The 20,050-nt window shown below is 38.2% G+C and carries 16 protein-coding genes and 1 tRNA gene; 12 read left to right on the top strand and 5 right to left on the bottom strand.

All coding sequences use genetic code 11. The features are described from left to right. Window positions 1-9 precede the first annotated feature (9 nt). Complete coding sequence (locus AAOP42_RS20670; protein WP_349530490.1) at window positions 10-2,418, top strand: TonB-dependent receptor; 2,409 nt, start codon at window positions 10-12, stop codon at window positions 2,416-2,418. Window positions 2,419-2,486: 68 nt separating this feature from the next. Here the strand turns inward: AAOP42_RS20670 and AAOP42_RS20665 are convergent, their stop codons facing one another. The 4 genes from AAOP42_RS20665 to AAOP42_RS20650 form a co-directional block, all read right to left on the bottom strand. Continuing rightward, the gene (locus AAOP42_RS20665) at window positions 2,487-3,755 is read right to left on the bottom strand and encodes an adenylosuccinate synthase (protein ID WP_349530489.1); all 1,269 of its coding nucleotides are present in this window, start codon (window positions 3,753-3,755) and stop codon (window positions 2,487-2,489) included. A gap of 4 nt (window positions 3,756-3,759) precedes the next feature. Continuing rightward, complete coding sequence (locus tag AAOP42_RS20660; RefSeq protein WP_349530488.1) at window positions 3,760-4,101, bottom strand: STAS domain-containing protein; 342 nt, start codon at window positions 4,099-4,101, stop codon at window positions 3,760-3,762. A gap of 67 nt (window positions 4,102-4,168) precedes the next feature. Next, on the bottom strand, window positions 4,169-4,621 hold the full coding sequence (locus AAOP42_RS20655) for a Fur family transcriptional regulator (RefSeq protein ID WP_349530487.1): 453 nt from the start codon (window positions 4,619-4,621) through the stop codon (window positions 4,169-4,171). A gap of 208 nt (window positions 4,622-4,829) precedes the next feature. Then, the gene (locus AAOP42_RS20650) at window positions 4,830-7,058 is read right to left on the bottom strand and encodes a RelA/SpoT family protein (RefSeq protein WP_349530486.1); all 2,229 of its coding nucleotides are present in this window, start codon (window positions 7,056-7,058) and stop codon (window positions 4,830-4,832) included. An 82-nt stretch (window positions 7,059-7,140) separates the two neighbouring features. Here AAOP42_RS20650 and AAOP42_RS20645 point away from each other — a divergent pair. From AAOP42_RS20645 to clpX, 4 genes are all read left to right on the top strand, one after another. After that, window positions 7,141-7,222, top strand: a tRNA-Leu gene (locus AAOP42_RS20645). Window positions 7,223-7,303: 81 nt separating this feature from the next. Next, a complete protein-coding gene (gene tig / locus AAOP42_RS20640) occupies window positions 7,304-8,617 on the top strand; it encodes a trigger factor (RefSeq protein ID WP_349530485.1) in 1,314 nt (437 codons plus the stop codon). A 92-nt stretch (window positions 8,618-8,709) separates the two neighbouring features. After that, window positions 8,710-9,387, top strand: a complete 678-nt coding sequence (locus AAOP42_RS20635; protein WP_349530484.1) for a ClpP family protease — start codon at window positions 8,710-8,712, stop codon at window positions 9,385-9,387. Between the two features lie 9 nt (window positions 9,388-9,396). After that, on the top strand, window positions 9,397-10,620 hold the full coding sequence (clpX, locus tag AAOP42_RS20630) for an ATP-dependent Clp protease ATP-binding subunit ClpX (RefSeq protein WP_349530483.1): 1,224 nt from the start codon (window positions 9,397-9,399) through the stop codon (window positions 10,618-10,620). 354 nt (window positions 10,621-10,974) lie between these two features. On the opposite strand, the gene AAOP42_RS20625 is transcribed toward clpX, so the two are convergent. Then, window positions 10,975-12,744: a PQQ-dependent sugar dehydrogenase gene (locus tag AAOP42_RS20625; protein ID WP_349530482.1), complete on the bottom strand. Its 1,770-nt coding sequence runs from the start codon at window positions 12,742-12,744 to the stop codon at window positions 10,975-10,977. Window positions 12,745-13,126: 382 nt separating this feature from the next. Between AAOP42_RS20625 and AAOP42_RS20620 the strand changes: the two genes are divergently transcribed. The 7 genes from AAOP42_RS20620 to AAOP42_RS20590 all read left to right on the top strand — a co-directional run bounded on the left by AAOP42_RS20620 (window position 13,127) and on the right by AAOP42_RS20590 (window position 19,977). Beyond that, complete coding sequence (locus AAOP42_RS20620; RefSeq protein ID WP_349530481.1) at window positions 13,127-13,810, top strand: peptidoglycan recognition protein family protein; 684 nt, start codon at window positions 13,127-13,129, stop codon at window positions 13,808-13,810. Between the two features lie 554 nt (window positions 13,811-14,364). Further along, a complete protein-coding gene (locus AAOP42_RS20615) occupies window positions 14,365-14,589 on the top strand; it encodes a hypothetical protein (RefSeq protein ID WP_349530480.1) in 225 nt (74 codons plus the stop codon). Between the two features lie 289 nt (window positions 14,590-14,878). Beyond that, window positions 14,879-16,072: an amidohydrolase/deacetylase family metallohydrolase gene (locus tag AAOP42_RS20610; RefSeq protein ID WP_349530479.1), complete on the top strand. Its 1,194-nt coding sequence runs from the start codon at window positions 14,879-14,881 to the stop codon at window positions 16,070-16,072. 90 nt (window positions 16,073-16,162) lie between these two features. After that, window positions 16,163-17,278 (top strand): bile acid:sodium symporter family protein, encoded by a 1,116-nt coding sequence (locus AAOP42_RS20605; RefSeq protein ID WP_349530478.1) that lies wholly within the window; start codon window positions 16,163-16,165, stop codon window positions 17,276-17,278. 10 nt (window positions 17,279-17,288) lie between these two features. Continuing rightward, window positions 17,289-18,215 (top strand): RraA family protein, encoded by a 927-nt coding sequence (locus AAOP42_RS20600; protein ID WP_349530477.1) that lies wholly within the window; start codon window positions 17,289-17,291, stop codon window positions 18,213-18,215. A gap of 59 nt (window positions 18,216-18,274) precedes the next feature. Continuing rightward, complete coding sequence (locus tag AAOP42_RS20595; RefSeq protein ID WP_349530476.1) at window positions 18,275-18,742, top strand: RidA family protein; 468 nt, start codon at window positions 18,275-18,277, stop codon at window positions 18,740-18,742. Between the two features lie 20 nt (window positions 18,743-18,762). Beyond that, window positions 18,763-19,977, top strand: coding sequence for a selenocysteine synthase (locus AAOP42_RS20590; protein WP_349530475.1), 1,215 nt, complete (start codon window positions 18,763-18,765; stop codon window positions 19,975-19,977). Window positions 19,978-20,050: the final 73 nt, after the last annotated feature.

Raw genomic sequence — 20,050 nt, 5'->3', positions numbered from 1 at the left:
CACATACAAGTGCAATCAAAAATATTAATCGCAATCGTTACCTTAATTTTTATTGGTTTTAAAGTACAAGGACAAGGAAAAAACTATGAAGTAAAAGGAATAATAATAGATGCTGAGAACAACCAACCATTGGAATATGCCACTGTTGCTTTGTTGAGAGCAGACTCATCTATGATTGCAGGAGGTATTACAGATCCAAAAGGTTTTTTTACTTTAAGGACAGAACCCGAGCCTAAAGAACTTATATTAAATGTTCAATTCATTTCCTACAATCCGATATATAAAAACATTCAAATTGTACAGGGTGCTAAATTCACCGACGTAGGGAACATCACCATGAGCCTTAATTCCAATCAATTGGAAGAGGTGATAGTAACAGGAGAGCAAGACAACCTGCAACTGGCTTTGGACAAAAGGATTTTTAATGTGGGTAAAAACATAACAAACGCAGGAAGAAATGCTGCTGATATACTAAACAACATCCCTTCAGTTGTGGTGGATATAGAAGGAAATGTAAGTTTGAGAGGAAATGAAAATGTGAGCATATTGATAGATGGAAAACCTTCCGGGCTGGTAGGGCTCAATAATCCTGCGGCACTAAGAATGCTTCAGGGAAACATGATAGAAAGAATAGAAGTGATCACCAATCCTTCGGCTCGATATGATGCTCAGGGCACTGCCGGCATTATCAATATCATCTTGAAGAAAGACAGTCAAAGAGGATTTAACGGATCGGTAGATTTAAGTACCGGACACCCGGACAACCATAGAGCCGCTTTGAACCTGAACTTTAGGAGAGAAAAAATCAATTACTTTATCAATTACGGTGTAGGCTATGAAAATGCTCCCGGTAGTGCCATTTACAGACAAAAGTTTTTTAAAGAAGACACCACCTATTTTACCGATACAGACAGGTTGTTTAAACGTGGTGGCGTTTCTCAAAATGCCAGAGCCGGAGTTGACTACTACTTCAATGAAAAAACCACTTTGACTGGCTCATTTTTCGTAAGGGATTCAAATGAAAAAAACAAGACCACTGTCAACTACAGAGATTATGATGGCAGTAGAAATTTCATTCAAAACACCTACCGTGAAGACAATGAGAGAGAACCGGGAAGTAATCAGGAATACTCTTTGAACTATAAAAAGAAATTTGACAATGAAGAACAATCACTGAATTTCTACTCACAATATCAGAGGAATGAAGAAACCGAACTCAACGATATTAGTCAAACATTGAATACCGAGACCCTGGATCAACGGGTGGACAATGGCGAAAGTGAACGCAATTTTCTTATTCAGGCAGATTATATTCATCCTATCAGAACCGAAGGAAAATTAGAAGTTGGTTTTAAGTCTAATTTCAGAAAAGTGACCAACAATTACCTCGTTGAAGAATTGCAAGAAGAGGATTGGAATTCTCTGGAGAATTTTTCTAATGATTTTCTCTATGATGAAACCATTCATGCTCTTTATTTCATAGTGAGTAACAAGCTTGACAAGGTATCCTACCAGCTTGGCCTGAGATCAGAATTGAGTGACATTAGTACGAATTTATTGACTACAGGAGAAACACATGACAAAAATTATATCGGCTTCTTTCCTACTTCTCATTTCACCTACCAGCTAGACGAAATCACAAGCCTGCAGGCGAGTTATAGTCGAAGGTTACAACGCCCGTATTTCAGGGCATTGAACCCTTTTAGTTCTTTTAGTGATGTGAGGAATTTTAGAGTTGGAAATCCTGACCTCAATCCGGAATATACCAACTCCTTCGAAGTAGGCTACCTGAAAAACTGGAAAACATCATCATTCTTTGCAGGAGTATATTACAACAATACCACCGGAGTGATGTCCAGAATCTATACGGTAGATAACAACGGAATTACCACTGCAAAGTATCAAAATCTGGCCACCAGAAACTCATACGGACTAGAATTCACAGCCAACAAAGACCTCTTCGATTGGTGGAAAGTCAATGGTAGTTTCAACTTTTACAGATCCATAACCGATGGTCAGTCAGGCGATGAAAAATTACATGCCGACAATTATACCTGGACAAGCCGGGCCACATCCAAAATGACGATAATACAGAATATAGATTTTCAGGCCAATTTCTCATATTACGCTCCAACCAACTCTACTCAGGGAACAAGGAAATCTATCTATAGCCTGGATTTAGGAGTGAGCAAAGACATTTTCAACACCAAGGGTACTCTGATAGCATCGGTACAGGACGTTTTCAATACAAACAAATACAGATATACCAACTTTGGTGAAACCTTCTATTCAGACAATGTATATCAGCGTCGAAGAACCCAACTCCAACTTTCGTTGAATTACCGCATCAACCAAAAGAAACAAAAGTCCAAAGACAAGGAAAAAGGATCCAGAGATATGGGTGATGGAGGCTTCTGATAATGAACAGCGAAAAGCGATAGCCGGAAAAATACCCGGCTATATACAAATCCTAACTACTCTTAAAACTACTTGATAAGAGTCTGCTTTCTATCAGGCCCGATAGAGACGATTTCTATAGGTACTCCAACTTCCGATTCAATAAAATCTATATAACTTGTTAGTTGACCCGGCAATTGGTCAAAAGATGTCATCTCAGTAAGATCATCTTCCCAACCTGCAAATGATTGGTAAATGGGAGTAAGTCCATTCTCACCCAAGTCATAAGGAATACTGGAAAGAAGCTCCCCTTCGGCATTTTTATAATGGATACAAACCTTTATTTCTTCAAACCCTGAAAGGACATCAGCCTTCATCATATAAAGTTTTGTTGCTCCACAGACCATGATGGCATATTTCAAAGCAGGCAAATCCAACCAGCCACATCTTCTAGGCCTACCTGTAGTTGCGCCAAATTCAGCTCCGTTCTTCCTCATCAACTCTCCTGTCTCATCGAAGAGTTCAGTCGGGAAAGGCCCACTACCTACCCGGGTACAGTATGCCTTAAAAATACCGAACACCTCCCCTATTTTATTAGGTGCAATACCAAGACCTGTACAAGCTGCTGCTGTAGTAGTATTTGAACTGGTAACAAAAGGATAGCTACCAAAATCTATGTCTAACAGAGACCCCTGAGCTCCTTCCGCAAGAATAGTCTTTCCTTCTGCCAGCTTATTATTAAGCAAGTATTCACTGTCAACAAGGGAAAATTGCTTAAGAAAATTCACTGCTTCATAAAATTCCTTTTCCAAAGGCTCCAGGTCATAAGCAAAACCATAGGTATCTAATATGTCTGTGTGTCGCTTTTTTAGTTTGTTGTATTTTTCATCAAATTCCGGGCTTAAAATATCTCCAGCCCTGAGCCCATTTCTTGATATCTTATCTTCATAAGTAGGCCCGATTCCTTTTAGAGTTGAACCGATTTTCCTGGCTCCCTTAGACTCTTCGTAAGCTACATCTAACAACCGGTGGGTTGGGATAATTAACTGTGCTTTTTTTGAAACCACCAATGATTCCATATTGAAGGCACTCAAAACTCTAAGTGCTTCTATCTCTTTTTTAAATGTAATAGGATCAAGCACCACACCATTGCCAATAACATTTAATTTGTCTTTATGAAAAATACCTGATGGAATCTGATGAAGAACATGTTTCGTGTCTTCAAACTTCAAAGTGTGCCCTGCATTTGGACCGCCCTGAAACCTCGCTATTACATCATATTTTGGAGTAAGTACGTCAACAATCTTACCCTTACCTTCGTCTCCCCACTGGAGCCCGAGCAATACATCTACCGCCATAATTTTACTTTTTCAATTCATTAACCGCCTCTTCCATGCTTTGTACAATGGTAAAAATGGCATTCAACTTGGTAATTACTAATAACTTTTTTACGTGATCAGAAGGATTGATTAGTACTACTTCCCCATCCTTGTTTCTGAATTTTGTTAAAATAGTGATCAAAACCCCAATGCCGCTACTATTGATATAGCGCACTTCTGAAATATCCACAGCGCAAAGCTTCACACCATTCATTATTTCATTATTGACTGCTTCTATTATCTCCGGTCCGTTTTCTTCGCCTATAAGGTCACCTGAAAACTTTATGATCATGATGTTATTTTCGGTTTTGAAACTAAAATTCATACGTTTATACTGTTAAAATAATAAGAATCCATGTTTGATGATTCAAAGCAATTTGATTTGTAAGTTCTTAACTTAATTCTTTCTTCTTTTCTTTTGCAAAAAAATAAAGGGAGTGGTGAGTGATGTCTATGTCAAACATTTCTTCCAGAGTTTTCTGAATATTTTGGATTCTTGGATCACAAAATTCCAATACTGTTCCTGATTCTTCCATCAAAATATGGTCATGTTGTTTGAATCCGAAAGACTTTTCGTACTGAGCAAGGTTTTGTCCGAACTGATGTTTGGTGACCAGGTCACATTCCACCAATAAATCGAGAGAATTATACACAGTTGCTCTACTCACCCGATAATTCTTGTTTTTCATGCTGATATAGAGAGACTCCACATCAAAATGCCCGGATCTACTATATATCTCTTCTAATATTGCATAACGCTCAGGCGTTTTTCGCAATTTCTTGTTTTCAAGAAACTTAGTAAAAATATTTTTTACTTCTTCAAATATTTTGGCGGATACAGACATTAATTATGGTTACTAATTCAAAGTATTCATTGAATTTAACAAATAAAAGAACATGCAATTGCAAATATAGATCGAAAAACTGATGTAAAGCAATAATGTTACTACATGAATTAAGTTGACTCTCTTTGTATTGTTAGCGAAAAATTAAAAGTGGCATTTTCAATTCCAATTCTCAACTTCCAACACCAGGCTTGCTAAATCGACAAATTTATTTCTCAAACAGGTCATATCTGGTTATCCTTTCCACTCCTGAGATTTTTTTCAGCTTTTTTATCAATGTATTTAAATGAACTGTATCATTGACAAACAGTTGAATATTTCCATCAAAAATACCATTGTCAGTTTCAATCGTTAAAGAGCGCATATTCACTTTCAGCTCACCTGAAATAACCTTAGTAATGTCACTGATCATTCCAAGCCGGTCGGTACCAATAACCTTCAACCCTGCCAAAAAAGCAATTTCCTGCTGAGAAGTCCATTTTGCTTTTACTACCCTGTAACCATAGTTGGACATAAGTTCATTAGCATTGGGACAAGAATTACGATGGATTTTGATACCATCATTGATGGTAACAAATCCAAATACATCGTCTCCCGGAATGGGTTTACAACAATTGGCAAACTTATAATCCAGTTTGTCCATATCATCACCCAATAGCAGCACGTCATGCTTTTCTTCTGGAGTAGTTTCCTTCGCCTTTCTATCTTTAATTTTACTCCCAATGAAGTTTTTGAGTCTTTTGAATGTTTCAGTTTTTACTTCATTTATTTTTTTTATCTCTTTTGGATCTATCTTTCCTTTACCCACAGCATAGAAAAAATCCAAAGGCGTTTTCGTTCCAAAATAAGCATTCAACTTGCTTATTGTTTGATTATTCAACTCCAATTTCATGTGCCTCAACTTGCGAATAACAATTTCTTTTCCTTCGCTTGCTGCTTTTTTCTTATCCTCTTTGAGAAAATCCTTAATCTTGGATTTAGCCTTAGAAGTTGACACAAACTTGAGCCAGTCTTCTTTAGGTGTTTGCTTATTGGATGTCAATATTTCTACCTGATCCCCATTGCTCAATTTGGTGTTTAGCGGAACTAGTTTCTTGTTGATTTTAGCACCTATGCATCGGGCACCTACTTCACTATGTATATCGAAAGCAAAATCCAAAGCGGTAGATCCATTCGGCAGGGTAATGAGTTTTCCTTTTGGAGTAAATGAATACACCTCATCATTGAACAGATTGGATCGAAAGTCGTCAACAAACTCTATGGCTGACATGTCATTCTGCTCCAAAGTCTCTCGTACTTTATTGATCCAGGTATCAAGAGTTGACTCGTTTTCCTTAGGAGAATTGTCCTTGTATTTCCAATGAGCTGCATACCCTTTCTCAGCAATGTCATCCATCCTCTTTGCTCTTATTTGCACTTCGACCCACTTTCCTTTATCCGTTAGTACTGTAGTATGCAGAGACTCATATCCATTCGATTTAGGAATACTAATCCAATCTCTTAACCTATCAGGATTTGGTTGATAAAAATCTGTAACGATGGAATATACCTGCCAACAGGCTGCCTTTTCATGTTCCAGGTCGGTATCTATAATGATACGAATGGCAAAAAGGTCATATATCTCTTCAAAAGGAATTCCCTGTTTTTTCATTTTATTCCAGATCGAATAAACTGATTTTGGCCTTCCTTTTATTTCAACATCCAGTCCCTGAGATTTCAAACCATCTTCTATGGGCTTGATAAAATTACGAATGAACCTATTTCTGGCATCTTTGGTTGAAGCAATCTTAGAAGTAATTTCCTCATAAGTCTGAGGTTCATGATACTTTAAAGCCAAATCTTCCAGCTCAGTCTTGATAGCGTACAGGCCTAACCTATGAGCCAAGGGAGCATAAATATATGCCGTTTCTGAAGCAATTTTCAATTGCTTGTGTTCTGGCATACTCTCCAGTGTACGCATGTTGTGTAAGCGATCTGCCAGTTTTATCAATATCACACGAGTATCCTGAGCAAGAGTGAGCAGTAGTTTCCTGAAATTTTCTGCCTGCTCCGATGCACTCTCTCCCGGCATACTGGAGATTTTTGTAAGCCCATCAATGATAACCGCTACCTTATCTCCAAATTCCCGACGAATATCATAAATTTCCCAATCAGTATCTTCTACCACATCATGTAATAATGCCGAGATAATAGATGTAGTGCCAAGACCTATTTCCGACACGCATATCTGAGCAACATCAAGAGGGTGATAGATATACGGTTCGCCGGATTTACGACGCATATTTTTATGTGCATCATTCGAAATATTAAAAGCTTTTTTGATGAGTTTAGCATCATTATCTTTTAAAAAAGGTTTGGAATGACGCAATAGTCTCCGATACCTGTTTAGAATCTCTTTTCTCTCCTGTTCTTCCTCTATTATCAACGTTTCCTGCATAAACTAAAAAAGTAATCAAATTAAACTAAAGACCTTGGTAATTTAAATAATACTACTACCTTTGCACCTCCAAATTCGAACTGCGGATGTGGCGAAATTGGTAGACGCACTAGACTTAGGATCTAGCGCCGCGAGGCATGGGGGTTCGAGTCCCTTCATCCGCACAAAATAAGCACCCTCTTTCGCGAAATACAATCGGGTTAGAGGGTTTTTTAATTTATTATCAAACAAAACATTTTTGAACATTGGAAATAGTTCTAGATAAAATCTCCAATACTGAAGCCTTAATTAAAGTTAGTCTAAAGCAAGACGACTATCAACCTAAAGTGGAAGAAAAAATTAAGGAATACAGTAAAAAAGCAAACATTAAGGGTTTTAGACAAGGTAAAGTACCTAGAAGTCTAATAAACAAAATGTATGGAAAATCTATTCTTGTTGACGAGGTAAATCACATGTTGTCACACAAGGTAATGGATTATATCAAGGAAAATGACATTCAAATATTAGGAGAGCCTCTCCCTAATGTTGAAAAAGCCGCCGAGATCGATTGGGATAGTCAAAGTGAATTCGATTTTGAATATTCAATAGGTATGGCAAACGATTTTGAAGTAAAACTTGACAATAAGGTCAAGATCGAAAACTTTAAAATCAAAGTCGATGACAAAGTTATCAACGAAACAATAGATAACTTAAGGAAACAATTTGGCACAATGACCAATCCTGAAACTTCGGAAGAAGGCGACATCCTATATGGAGAGTTGGTGACCGATGATGAAGATGAGAACAAAACCGCCGAATTGGATTTGACTCAGGTGGATAAAAAACAATTGAAAAATTTCATCGGAAAGAAAAAAGATGACACAATTGAATTTGATACTGCCAAAACATTGAAAGATGAAAGCTATCGTGAGTCATTTTCGGGATCAAAAGACTCTGCGAATATTAAATTCTTAGTAAAAAATATCAACCGAAAAGTGAGTGCTGAGGTGAATCAGGACTTGTTTGATAAAACATTTGGCAAGGATGCTGTAAAATCAGAAGAAGAATTTAAGAAAAAGATAAAAGAAGTTGTAGGGAAAAATTACGATCAGGAATCAGAAAACTACCTCAACTATAAAATTCAGGATGAGTTTGTTGAAAAAACAAAAATGGAACTCCCTGATAATTTTTTGAAAAGGTTTATAGAAATATCGAACAAAGAAACGATATCTAAAGAAGATATTGAGAAGGATTATGAGCACTATGCCAATGACCTGAAATGGTCTTTGATTAAAAACAAAATATCAAAGGACAATGAAATAAAAATTGCGCATGAAGATGTGATCCTTGAAGCTAAAAACATGATCAGACAACAGTTTGCAGCTTCTGGCTTTCCGGCAGATCAACTGGAAGGTAGTTTGGACTCATTTGTGGACAATTACTTAAAAGGAGAAGACGGCAACAATTACATGAAGCTTCATGAAAAAGTATATAATGATAAAGTGCTGGAATTCATTAAAAGCAGTATCACTATTAAGGACAAAGAAGTTACTCCTGAAGAATTCAACAAAAAATCTTAAATAAGCTAACAAAGAGTTTATTATATTCGTCTTATAAAAGTCCTTAAAATAAAAGGACTTTTTTTATTTTTGTACGATTTTAAAAAAGCAGAATGATTGATAAGAAAGAATTTAGAGACTATGCGGTAAAGGGTCGAAACTTAAATGGTAACACTTTTGACCAATATGTAGGGCATGTGGAAAACATGACAAGAGCAGTTATAGAGGAGAGACCAACAAACTTCAGAGAAATTGATGTTTTCTCCAGATTGATCATGGACAGGATAATTTTCCTCGGAATGGGTGTAGATGATAACGTTGCAAACATTATTACTGCACAATTGTTGTTCTTAGAATCTGTTGATGCCAAAAAGGACATCTTGCTATATGTAAACAGTCCTGGTGGATCTGTTTATGCAGGTATGGGAATCTATGACACCATGCAATATGTAAATCCTGATATCAATACTATCTGCACAGGACTAGCTGCTTCTATGGGAGCTGTTTTACTTGCAGGAGGTGCTGCCAACAAAAGATCTGCATTACCTCATGCAAGAATAATGATTCACCAGCCTATGGCTGGCATGCAAGGTCAAGCTTCCGATATGGAGATTTCATTAAAGCAAACACTTTCATTGAAGAAAGATTTGTATGACATTCTTGCAAAACATAGTGGAAAAACTTACGACGAAATAGAAAGAGATTCTGATAGGGACTATTGGATGAAGGCTGACGAAGCTAAAAAATATGGTCTGATAGATGAGGTTTTAGAAAAGAAAGCGGACAAATAATAATACGTTATGGCACAAGTAACTTGTTCTTTTTGCGGAAGAAATAAAAAAGATGTTGATTTGATGATATCCGGAATACATGCACACATTTGTGATAAATGTATTACTCAGGCCAATCAAATATTGAGTGAGGAAACCAAAACCAAAAACAATATATCTTCTCCAAAATTCAACCTAATTAAACCAGTCGAGATGAAAAATCATCTCGACAAGTACGTGATAGGACAAGATGAAGCCAAAAAGGTAATATCTGTTGCTGTATATAACCACTATAAAAGGTTGATGCAGAAAGACGAAGATGATGATGTAACTATTGAGAAATCAAACATCATCATGGTTGGAGAAACAGGAACAGGAAAAACGTATTTGGCCAGGACATTAGCGAAAATATTGCAAGTTCCTTTTTGCATTGCTGATGCCACTGTACTGACAGAGGCAGGTTATGTAGGTGAAGATGTTGAAAGCATCTTAACAAGACTACTTCAGGCTGCAAACTACGAAACAGAAGCTGCAGAAAGAGGTATTGTATATATTGATGAGTTAGATAAAATCTCCAGAAAATCGGACAATCCTTCTATCACGAGAGATGTAAGTGGTGAAGGCGTTCAGCAAGCTTTATTGAAACTTTTGGAAGGTACGTCTGTAAATGTACCTCCTCAAGGCGGCAGAAAGCATCCTGATCAAAAAATGATTTCTGTCAATACGGAAAACATTCTGTTTATATGTGGGGGTGCATTTGATGGTATTACCAGAAATATTGGGAATAGGTTAAACTCCAGAGCTATTGGATTTACTGCCAAAACAGATGACAAGGGGCTGGACGAAGAAAACATGCTTCAATATATCAATGCACAGGATTTAAAGAGCTTCGGACTGATACCAGAACTCATTGGAAGACTACCAGTGCTTACTCATTTAAACCCATTGGATAAATCTACTCTGAAACAAATATTAACAGAGCCTAAAAATGCATTGGTCAAACAATACACTAAATTGTTTGCAATGGAAGATATCGAAATAGAATTCAAAAAAACTGCTCTGGACTATATTGTTGATAAAGCAGTAGAATTTAAGCTTGGTGCCAGAGGGCTAAGGTCTATATGCGAAGCAATAGTAACTGATGCCATGTTCGAGCTTCCATCAGACACTACCACAAAAAAACTGGTTATAACTAAAGCATACGCTGAGGAAAAACTAGAAAAATCAAAAGTAAATAAGTTAAAAGCTGCTTAATCAGCTTTTAACTTATTATTCTTTTTCGTCAAAATATGTGTTATCCATTTGCAGCATAGGTTTGATTTTACCGACAATCCCCTCTTCTCCCCTCTCTGAAATCTATAGAGGGTCAAATGTGCTTGTGGAAACTATTGCAGTTGAGTTGTCTTTTAGTCCCCCGGCAGCTAAGCTTGAAAATAGTATGGGTAATTGAAAGTTTCATTTAGGAATTTATTGAAATGGCAAAATACTTTCCCCTGCCCATTGACAACAAAAATCTCTGTTTTTTTCTTGAACCAGAAAATTTCTGTGATGGAATAATATGCTCAATCCAATCCTTGGGATATTGACATAAATCAGCAAAACTTGCTTTTATTTTTTTTGAAGGTCATTTTCCCTTTTTGCTCGTCTGGCTGCATAGCGTCCCCATTTAACATAGTAGGCATTTACACTGGGTGCACCTTTTCCAAATTTCTGGCGGATGTAGGTAAGTACTTGGGCTATTTCCTCATCGTCTAAATAATCCACAGGAGGCATCACAGCGTCGTAAGACTGTCCTTTTACCGATATCGGGCCTTGGAGACCTTGCAAAACAATATCAATCAACTGTTTTTGGTCACCTGATACCCACTCAGATCCGTTGATTGGTGGAAACCTGCTTCCATCACCATTGCCATCGGCCATATGGCATGATCCACAATATTTGTTGTAAATTTTCTCACCTGCTTCTATTCTAACTTGTGTGAGGTCATCAAGAACTTCATCGGGAGTCCTGATGTGTGGTTCTTTTTTACGCTCTTCCATTTTGGCTAATTGTTTTGAGCCAAAGTTCTTTTTGTCCCCTTTATACATAATGCGCCATACTTTTCCTTGCTCACTTTCACTGATGTATAATGATCCGTCAGGTCCCATGGCTATGCCCATTGGCCTATACCCGGCATCTGTTGTGTTGATGATTTTTTCAACTTGCGTGAAACCATCTGCAAAAACTTCCCAGTTTTTGGGCTTTGACCCTTCAAAAGGCACAAAGCCAATAAAGTAACCGGACTGGGAGTAGGGTGACCGGATTGTGGAACCATGAAAGGCAATAAAAGCTCCGTTCTTATAGTGTTCTGGGAATTGCTCACCTTGATAAAAATGGAGGTCATTTGGTGCCCAGTGTCCTGGAAACCCTACAATTGGTTGCTCATAATCAGCACCGTTACCTTCTTTATGTCCATCACCACCATATTCTGGATTCAGTAGTTTCTTTCCCTGCATGTGGTCATAATAGTAATACGGCCAACCTGCATCGCACCCATCTTTTACCCGGAGAAATTCTTCTGATGGCAAAAGGGCACTTTGCCATGGGGTGTAATATTCTGGCCAGTTGCGGTTGAGATCATCCCTTCCATGCTGCATGGCATAAAGTGTATTGTCTGCGTGATTCCAGTCCAGACCAACTATGCTCCTTATTCCGGTTGCATACCTATATCCATCTTTCTGTAGTTGATTTGGTTTGTGTGCATCGAATTGCCATATGCCCGCATGCCATTCCAATTGCGGGCAAGGGTCTTGACCAGGGGCACCAGGTTTTCTGTTTTCCAATTGACAAACATCACCTGGGGAGCCAAAAGGTATGTACATATGCCCTTCATCGTCGAATGTGATTGGTTTGGCATAATGTGAGGCACCATGTTTTGAATTTCTATAGTCATCAGTCAGCATTACTTCAGCTTCATCTTCTGGTATCAACTTGCCTGGCGCCAGTTTATGCCTCATGACCCTGCCAGCAGTACTAAAATACAAATAACCTTGATAAATGCGCATTCCAGTACCATAAGAGCCATCTTTTCCATAATCTCCAAACCGCTCAATGATGTCTGCTTTGCCATCATTTGTAGTGTCTCTTAAGCCCACATTTTCGCCTTGCACATCTGGAAAGCGCAATTTTACATACACATCGCCATTGTTGTTTACAGCAAGATGTCTGGCAGATCCCAAACTATCTACGACCACCACTGCTTCAAAACCTTCAGGTAGGACGAGTCCCCCATTGTCAGGGTCTCCAGGTGGCAATTGGTGTTTTTCAATACATTGGGCAAGTGTCCCAATAAATAGCATACAATACAAGGCTGTTCTAAAGCTAAAATTGAAGGTCATTGATCGGTTTTTTAAACTTAATATATTCTAATACAAGCCAGCTGATCCAATATGCCTTTTTAGCCAGGTGAAATGCACAACCATCTGAAATTGCGGTGGGTCAGTGGTACTTACAAACTATAGTACCATATCTGTTGAAAAAGTACTTCTACCATTGGATGTTTTGGGCAACCGAATCCAACAAATGGTGTTTCGGTTTCGCAGGTGTTTGACCATAACAGTAGTAGTATCTGGAGATACTCTTATTATTTTGAAAAAATACTTCTTTCTAGAGATTGGGTTGTTGGCATGAAACGCAACAGGTCTTCCATCATGGCAAAAAGTATTATATTTATGTACCATTATTTATTAAGTTGCATCTTTCCTGAAAATACCGACAAAGATGAAGAGTTTCCTAACCCTTGTTTTTTTTACCATGACTTTGCTTTCTTGTGGTAGTAAAAGGATAATAGATCGCCCTGTTCAATTTGGACAGGAGAGAACAGACCTTACGCTTGACTATTTGTATAAAAGGTATGGGCTAAAGCAAACAGAGCCTACTATTGTTCCTCAAATGGTGGTTGTGCATTACACAGTTATCCCTACATTAGAAGCATCATTCGATGCGTTCAATGACCCTAAATTACCAAATTGGCGTCCTGAAATTGCCAATGCAAGCGGTCTTAATGTTTCTTCCCAGTTTATGGTAGATAGGGATGGTAGCATATACAGATTGATGCCAGAGACTACTATGGCCAGGCACGTTATTGGGTTGAACCACTGTGCCATTGGTATTGAAAACGTAGGCGGTACAAAAGAAACCCCATTGACTGCCAAACAATTGGAAGCTAATATTTGGTTGGTCAAGTACCTCGCTGACAAATATGACATCAAATATTTGATAGGCCATTCAGAATACATAAATTTTGAAGGTCATGAGCTATGGCTTGAAGTGGATGATGGCTACCGTACAAAAAAATCAGATCCTGGTGACCAGTTTTTAGCTGACATTAGGTCTGCTACACAGGATTTGGGGTTTCTGCCCGTGCCTTTTCCGGAGAAAAAGGGTTCAGAGAAAGTTTTATAGGATTATGTTTTTTTGTAATGAAACTGCCACCATATCCTTTTACTTACCCATTTAATGCTAAGAATTGTCTATTGCAATTATCAAATATGCCTGTGGTAGATAAAAGTTGATTTGCATACTCATCAACATCAACTTGAGTAGGCATCTCTTCCCATCCGAAATAGATTTACCTTTCCATTTTTTTGACGCAAGACCAATCTCGTGTGGCTTCTTGGCAGAAGAAGCAAAGAAAAAAATTACTTTAGATGATAAACCAGAAGCTTCATTGTTTGATTTTGCTTAATGTCAGTAAATAATAATTCACAAATTCATAATCCTACTACCCATTAGGGAAAAGTAAATTTAAACCTAAGTCAATAGTACTTTTCAATAAGATATGGTACTATATTTAGTAAATCAGCCAATTCGGCAAATATCATCCGGCTAAGTGAAAAAGATTCTCATGTTGGTGATATCATACTTTTCAGGTTAAAATTAATTTATGTTAATGGGGATTCAGGTTCGCTCAAAAAGGATTTTGCTCAACATACCAACCTGTGCGACACTTACTCATTATGTTCAGCCTAGAACAGTTAGCCAAAATAAAAAGAAGAAAAGCTCTTTCTCATATGAAAACACCTGACGAAATCAAAGACAATCTATTAAACAAGGATATATTAAAAGAACAGAAAATCTATTACAGTGTTTGCTATCAAAGTGATGGCGATGGGACTTCAGGAAGATTCCCACTTTTGGTGGAACAGATTGGTGACGAAAAGACTTATAAGGAACAGTATTGAGAAGTATGGAGGGCAAGAAGTAAAAGAAAAACCTATAATACGGTAATGCCACAACATAACTTTTTAAAAATGAGAAAATTGCTAAAGTTTCATCATATATCAAATTAAAACTTCGGAGGTCATTGCAGCGAAGTTGAAAACACAAGAAATAGTTTATGAATATTTTATTTTCATTCTTGAATAGATTTAAAGTAAGAGGTTCTTTTCAACCAATTTAGTCAGTTATATTATGAATCCTTGTACACGTAATATCTTCTTTGGAACAATCTTAATGCTTCTTTGTTCTACAATGTCACCCGCTCAGAATTTTGACCTGCTCATTAAAGGTGGAAAGGTAATTGATCCTCGCAATTCTATAAACGAAACAATGGATGTTGCCATTTCAGACGGAAAAATAGCCAAAATTGCCAAAGACATTTCTGAAAATCAGGCCAAGACCGTAGTAGATGCCAGGGGTTTCCTAGTAACGCCGGGGCTTATTGACATCCATACGCACAACTTTTTTGGCACAGAGCCACATGCATACTTAAGCAACAGCTTTTCTAGTGTTCCTCCTGATGGTTTTACATTTAGAAGTGGGGTGACTACTGTAGTGGATGCAGGTGGTGCAGGATGGAGAAACTTTGATGTCTTTAAGGAACAGACAATCGGCCAGTCAAAAACCCGGGTGTTGGCTTTTTTGAATATAGTTGGCTCGGGAATGAAAGGCGGGGCAATAGAACAAAATGTTGAAGATATGGATGCCAAATTGACTTCCATCGTCGCAAAGCAAAATCCCGGTGTAGTGGTAGGAGTGAAACTGGCACACTTCAATGGCCCATTGTGGGCTCCCACTGAAAGAGCCGTCGAAGCAGGAAAACTTGCGGATATACCTGTAATGATAGATTTTGGAGGAAGTAACCCTGAATTATCTCTGGAAACCCTGTTACTGGAGAAATTAAGACCTGGTGATATATTCACTCATGCCTATGCACACGTAGGAGGCAGAACACCAGTGGTTGATGAACAAGGTAAAGTGAGGCCTTACGTCATTGAAGCTCAGAAAAAAGGGATCATATTTGATGTAGGACATGGAGGTGGGAGTTTCTTATTTGAACAGGTTATACCATCCTTGAAGCAAGGTTTTTATCCCAATTCATTGAGTACAGATTTACATACAGGCAGTATGAATGGAGGAATGAAAGACCTGATGAACATCATGTCTAAATTCATAAATATGGATATGCCAATAGAAGACGTGATAACAAGTGTCACCTGGAGCCCTGCACAATACATAAAGCGCACAGACTTGGGTCATTTATCGGTTGGTGCTGTTGCGGATGTCACTATCATGAATATTAGAAAAGGAGATTTTGGATTTATTGATACAAAAGGAAAAAAGATGGAAGGCAAGCAAAAGCTGGAGTGTGAACTTACCTTAAGGGAAGGCAGTGTCGTTTGGGACTTGAGTGGCATTTCCAAGCCCTTGTGGAATGAAAAGTAATGAGCAAACTGACATACCTTATAATAAAAAGATCTGATTCAATTTGTATTTCAAAGATTGGACTACTTGTCTAAAACCGTATATTGAAAAATGAAAACAAATTATAAAATATCACTTATTGGTTCAGTACTTTGCCTCATTGCATCCATTGTCGTATTGTCAATGGGTCACATATCTATTGCAGGTCCCTTCTTGGTTTTCTTTTTTATATTATTGGCTCTTGGCGTTAGAGGTCATCAGACTTTCAAAGGTTTTTCATTCACGATACTGATTTTTGCTGCCGTCACGGTCTCAATGTATTACCCTGTGTATTTTCAAACCATTGGCGATTTTAAATTAAAAACTCTTATTGTTCCACTGCTACAGCTCATAATGTTTGGAATGGGAACAGCCATGAGCATCAAAGACTTTTCTGGGGTGATCAAAATGCCAAAAGGTGTTTTGGTAGGAGTATTATGCCAATTTACCATAATGCCAATTTTAGGTTTTTGTATTGCAACGCTATTCCGTTTTCCGGCAGAAATAGCAGCTGGTATCATATTGATAGGTTCATCCCCCAGTGGCTTGGCGTCCAATGTTATGGCATATCTGGCCAAAGCCAACCTTGCTCTTTCTGTAACACTCACAGCTGTTTCTACCGTCTTGGCTCCAATAATGACACCACTGCTAATGAAGATATTCGCAGGACAATTTGTTCCAATAGATTTCTGGTCAATGATGTTGAGTATAATCAAAATAGTCATCCTACCGATAATAGCAGGATTGATCTTTAATAAGTTTTTTCATGGGAAAGCCAATTGGCTGGACAAAGTCATGCCTATTATATCCATGGTAGGCATTGCCTTTATTATTACAATTATTACTGCGGCCGGAAGAGACAGCCTGCTTTCTATTGGGCTTCTGCTGATCGCAGCTGCCATCATACACAATACTGCAGGGTATTTTCTAGGGTATTGGGCATCACGTTTATTGAAAATGAGTGAACAAGATTGCAGAACAATAGCCATTGAGGTTGGAATGCAGAACGGGGGATTAGCCTCTGGAATAGCCCTTGAAATGGGAAAAGTTTCAACAATTGGACTTGCTCCAGCAATTTTCGGTCCTTGGATGAATATCTCTGGTTCTTCCTTGGCCACATGGTGGAGAAACAAAAATCAAGAGACATCTGATAGTGATGACTCAAACAAAAAATCATTAGTTGATTAAAATAAAAATTATGAAATCATTAAAAATTATGTTGCTGGCAGGGTTATTTTCCTCTTTTCTCATTCCATCCTTTGCCCAAACCACCACCAAAGAGCAAATTATATTCCTAACACCCCAATGGACAGGCGAAAGGTTTTCTGACGGCAGGCCAAAAGTAGCTGATGATATTTTAGAAAGGATAAAAAGTGTGACCATAGAAGAAGCATGGGGTGTATTGAGAAATGAAGGATACCACAATCAATTTGAAGGAGGATGGCAACCACTACACGATAACATACCTGTGGTCGGTCGTGCCCTTACGGTACAGTATATGCCCAACCGACCTGATGTATCTGATCAAATCAAGAAAAAAGGTAGTGAAGACGGCAGGATTGGAAACACCAACTCCTGGCCTATTGACATGCTGAACGAGGGAGATGTATATGTAGCTGACGGCTTTGGTAAAATAGTAGATGGTACGCTAATAGGTGACAATCTCGGCAATTCTATATATGCAAAATCCAAAACTGGTGTAGTGTTTAATGCTTCCAGCAGAGATATGGAAGGACTATCTGAAATCGAAGGGTTCAATGCATTCGTTAGAGGCTGGCACCCGTCATACCTCACCGAAGTAATGCTCCTGAGCATCAATTCACCTATAAGGATTGGGGCTGCCACAGTATTACCCGGAGATATTGTGCTGGCTAAAAAAGAAGGAATAATGTTTATCCCCGCCCATCTCGCAGAGAAAGTTGTAGTTACGTCGGAAGTTGTTAGGCTTAGAGATTTATTTGGTATTACCAGATTGAAAGAAGGAAAATACACTCCGGGACAAATCGACAACAAGTGGTCTGAAGAAATAGAAAAAGATTTTTCCAAATGGCTAAAAGACCATATGGATGAATTGCCTGTACCCAAAGAACAAATAAAAGAACTATTGAAAAAAAGAATGTGGTAAAGTATTGCCAATAATAATTATAACTTATTTAAATAATCAATCATTAAACAATTTCGAAAATGGAAAACAAAACAAGCAGAAGGTCGTCATTCAAAAAAATAGGGTTATCACTAGCAGCAATTTTTGGTGTTGGTACTGCAAATGCTATAAGCAAAGAAAGCACTACGAAAGAAGTTGTTGGAGAAATAGTTCAGGATAACAATATGCCCCTATTCTCAGGAGCAGTGAAGCATGGAAACACACTTTACATTGCCGGGAAAGGCTACCACAAAGAAGGTGATATTAAAGTACACACCAAAGAAGTACTAGACGAACTCGAAAGAGAACTGAAGAAAAATGGCTCCTCAATGGAGAAAGTTTTGAAAGTAAATGTGTATCTCAACGATCTTAATGATTACAAAGACATGAATGAAGTATATCGTGGAAGATTCGGCATGAACCCACCTGTTAGAACTACAGTGGCTACATATGGTGGTGTACCAGGGGATTCACTGGTAGAAATCGACTGCATAGCAGCTTTGGATTAAAAAAAACAGAACATAAAAACATGCTTAGTAGAAGAAAATTATTAAAAAGAATGTCGAGTCTTCCTGTTTTAGGTGGACTGATGGGCAGTGGGCTCATCACAACTCAATTGGCGGGTGAAACGGTAGCCAAAACAACATCAAGAGATTTCTTCAAAGAATTAGGTTTAAGAACCTTCATTAATGCTGCCGGTACTTATACTTCAATGACTGGGTCTCTTATGAGAGATGAAGTAACATCAGCCATTACTTATGGTGCTACGGAATACGTTAACCTTGATGAATTACATGACAAGGTTGGAGAGCGCATTGCTTCCCTGCTCGAATGCGAATATGCAACAGTATCTTCCGGAGCATTCGGGGCAATGACTATAGGAGTTGCAGGTGTGATTGCCGGAATGGATAATCAAAAGGTGGCTCAGCTTCCAGATGTGACTGGTTTGAAACATGAAGTTATTATTCAAGACGGACACAGCATAGGATATACACATGCATTGTTAAATGCAGGAGCCAAAATTATTAGTGTAAAAAATACCAAAGCGCTGGAAAAAGCAATCAATGATAAAACAGCTATGCTGTGGTTTCTTAATGCAAACACAGACAATGGTGAGATTAAACACGAAGAATTTATAGCATTGGGCAAAAAACATGGTATTCCCACATTCATTGACTGTGCTGCAGATGTTCCTCCGGTTGAAAATCTTTTCAAATTCACAAAAATGGGATTTGACCTGGTTGCTTTTTCCGGAGGAAAAGGAATCAGGGGACCACAAAGTGCCGGGTTGCTTTTGGGTAAAAGAAAATACATCGAAGCAGCAAGATTGCATACTCCACCACGTGGCACCACCATCGGAAGAGGCATGAAAGTAAATAAAGAAGAAGTACTGGGAATGTTGGTGGCTCTTGAAATGTATCTGGCAAAAGACCATGATAAAGAATGGAAAATGTGGGAAGCTCAAATCAAACTTATCAGCGACAGTGCAAAGTCGGTTAAAGGTGTTGAGACTGAAATATATGTGCCTCCATATGCCAATCATGTGCCCTCTTTAAGAATCAAATGGGATGAGAATATAGTTAAGATCAGTGCAAATGATGCACGCAAAAAACTAAAAGATGGACACCCCTCAATTGAAACAGTAGGCGGAAGTGACCACATAGGAATAACTACCTGGATGATGGAGCCAGGGCAAGAAAGAATAGTGGCCAAAAGAGTGGCAGAAATATTGGCCAATGCATAGTTCAATCCATAGACTGAAAAAAATAGCACAAGGTCAGGGGTTTCTTCTAATAGAGAAAACACCAACTTTGTGC

Origin of the sequence: Reichenbachiella sp. MALMAid0571, from assembly GCF_040151475.1 — a bacterium.
Classification (GTDB): Bacteria; Bacteroidota; Bacteroidia; order Cytophagales; family Cyclobacteriaceae; genus CAXBNB01.
Note: the sequence above shows the minus strand (reverse complement) of the source record. Positions and strands in the feature narration are given on the sequence as shown.

What these genes read in the sequence shown, in the direction of transcription:
- AAOP42_RS20665 (WP_349530489.1), bottom strand. Translation starts at nt 3,755, where the DNA reads ATGGCGGTAGATGTATTGCTCGGGCTCCAGTGGGGAGACGAAGGTAAG.
- AAOP42_RS20660 (WP_349530488.1), bottom strand. Translation starts at nt 4,101, where the DNA reads ATGAATTTTAGTTTCAAAACCGAAAATAACATCATGATCATAAAGTTT.
- AAOP42_RS20655 (WP_349530487.1), bottom strand. Translation starts at nt 4,621, where the DNA reads ATGTCTGTATCCGCCAAAATATTTGAAGAAGTAAAAAATATTTTTACT.
- AAOP42_RS20650 (WP_349530486.1), bottom strand. Translation starts at nt 7,058, where the DNA reads ATGCAGGAAACGTTGATAATAGAGGAAGAACAGGAGAGAAAAGAGATT.
- AAOP42_RS20635 (WP_349530484.1), top strand. Translation starts at nt 8,710, where the DNA reads ATGATTGATAAGAAAGAATTTAGAGACTATGCGGTAAAGGGTCGAAAC.
- clpX (WP_349530483.1), top strand. Translation starts at nt 9,397, where the DNA reads ATGGCACAAGTAACTTGTTCTTTTTGCGGAAGAAATAAAAAAGATGTT.
- AAOP42_RS20625 (WP_349530482.1), bottom strand. Translation starts at nt 12,744, where the DNA reads ATGACCTTCAATTTTAGCTTTAGAACAGCCTTGTATTGTATGCTATTT.
- AAOP42_RS20620 (WP_349530481.1), top strand. Translation starts at nt 13,127, where the DNA reads ATGAAGAGTTTCCTAACCCTTGTTTTTTTTACCATGACTTTGCTTTCT.
- AAOP42_RS20615 (WP_349530480.1), top strand. Translation starts at nt 14,365, where the DNA reads ATGTTCAGCCTAGAACAGTTAGCCAAAATAAAAAGAAGAAAAGCTCTT.
- AAOP42_RS20610 (WP_349530479.1), top strand. Translation starts at nt 14,879, where the DNA reads ATGTCACCCGCTCAGAATTTTGACCTGCTCATTAAAGGTGGAAAGGTA.
- AAOP42_RS20605 (WP_349530478.1), top strand. Translation starts at nt 16,163, where the DNA reads ATGAAAACAAATTATAAAATATCACTTATTGGTTCAGTACTTTGCCTC.
- AAOP42_RS20600 (WP_349530477.1), top strand. Translation starts at nt 17,289, where the DNA reads ATGAAATCATTAAAAATTATGTTGCTGGCAGGGTTATTTTCCTCTTTT.
- AAOP42_RS20595 (WP_349530476.1), top strand. Translation starts at nt 18,275, where the DNA reads ATGGAAAACAAAACAAGCAGAAGGTCGTCATTCAAAAAAATAGGGTTA.
- AAOP42_RS20590 (WP_349530475.1), top strand. Translation starts at nt 18,763, where the DNA reads ATGCTTAGTAGAAGAAAATTATTAAAAAGAATGTCGAGTCTTCCTGTT.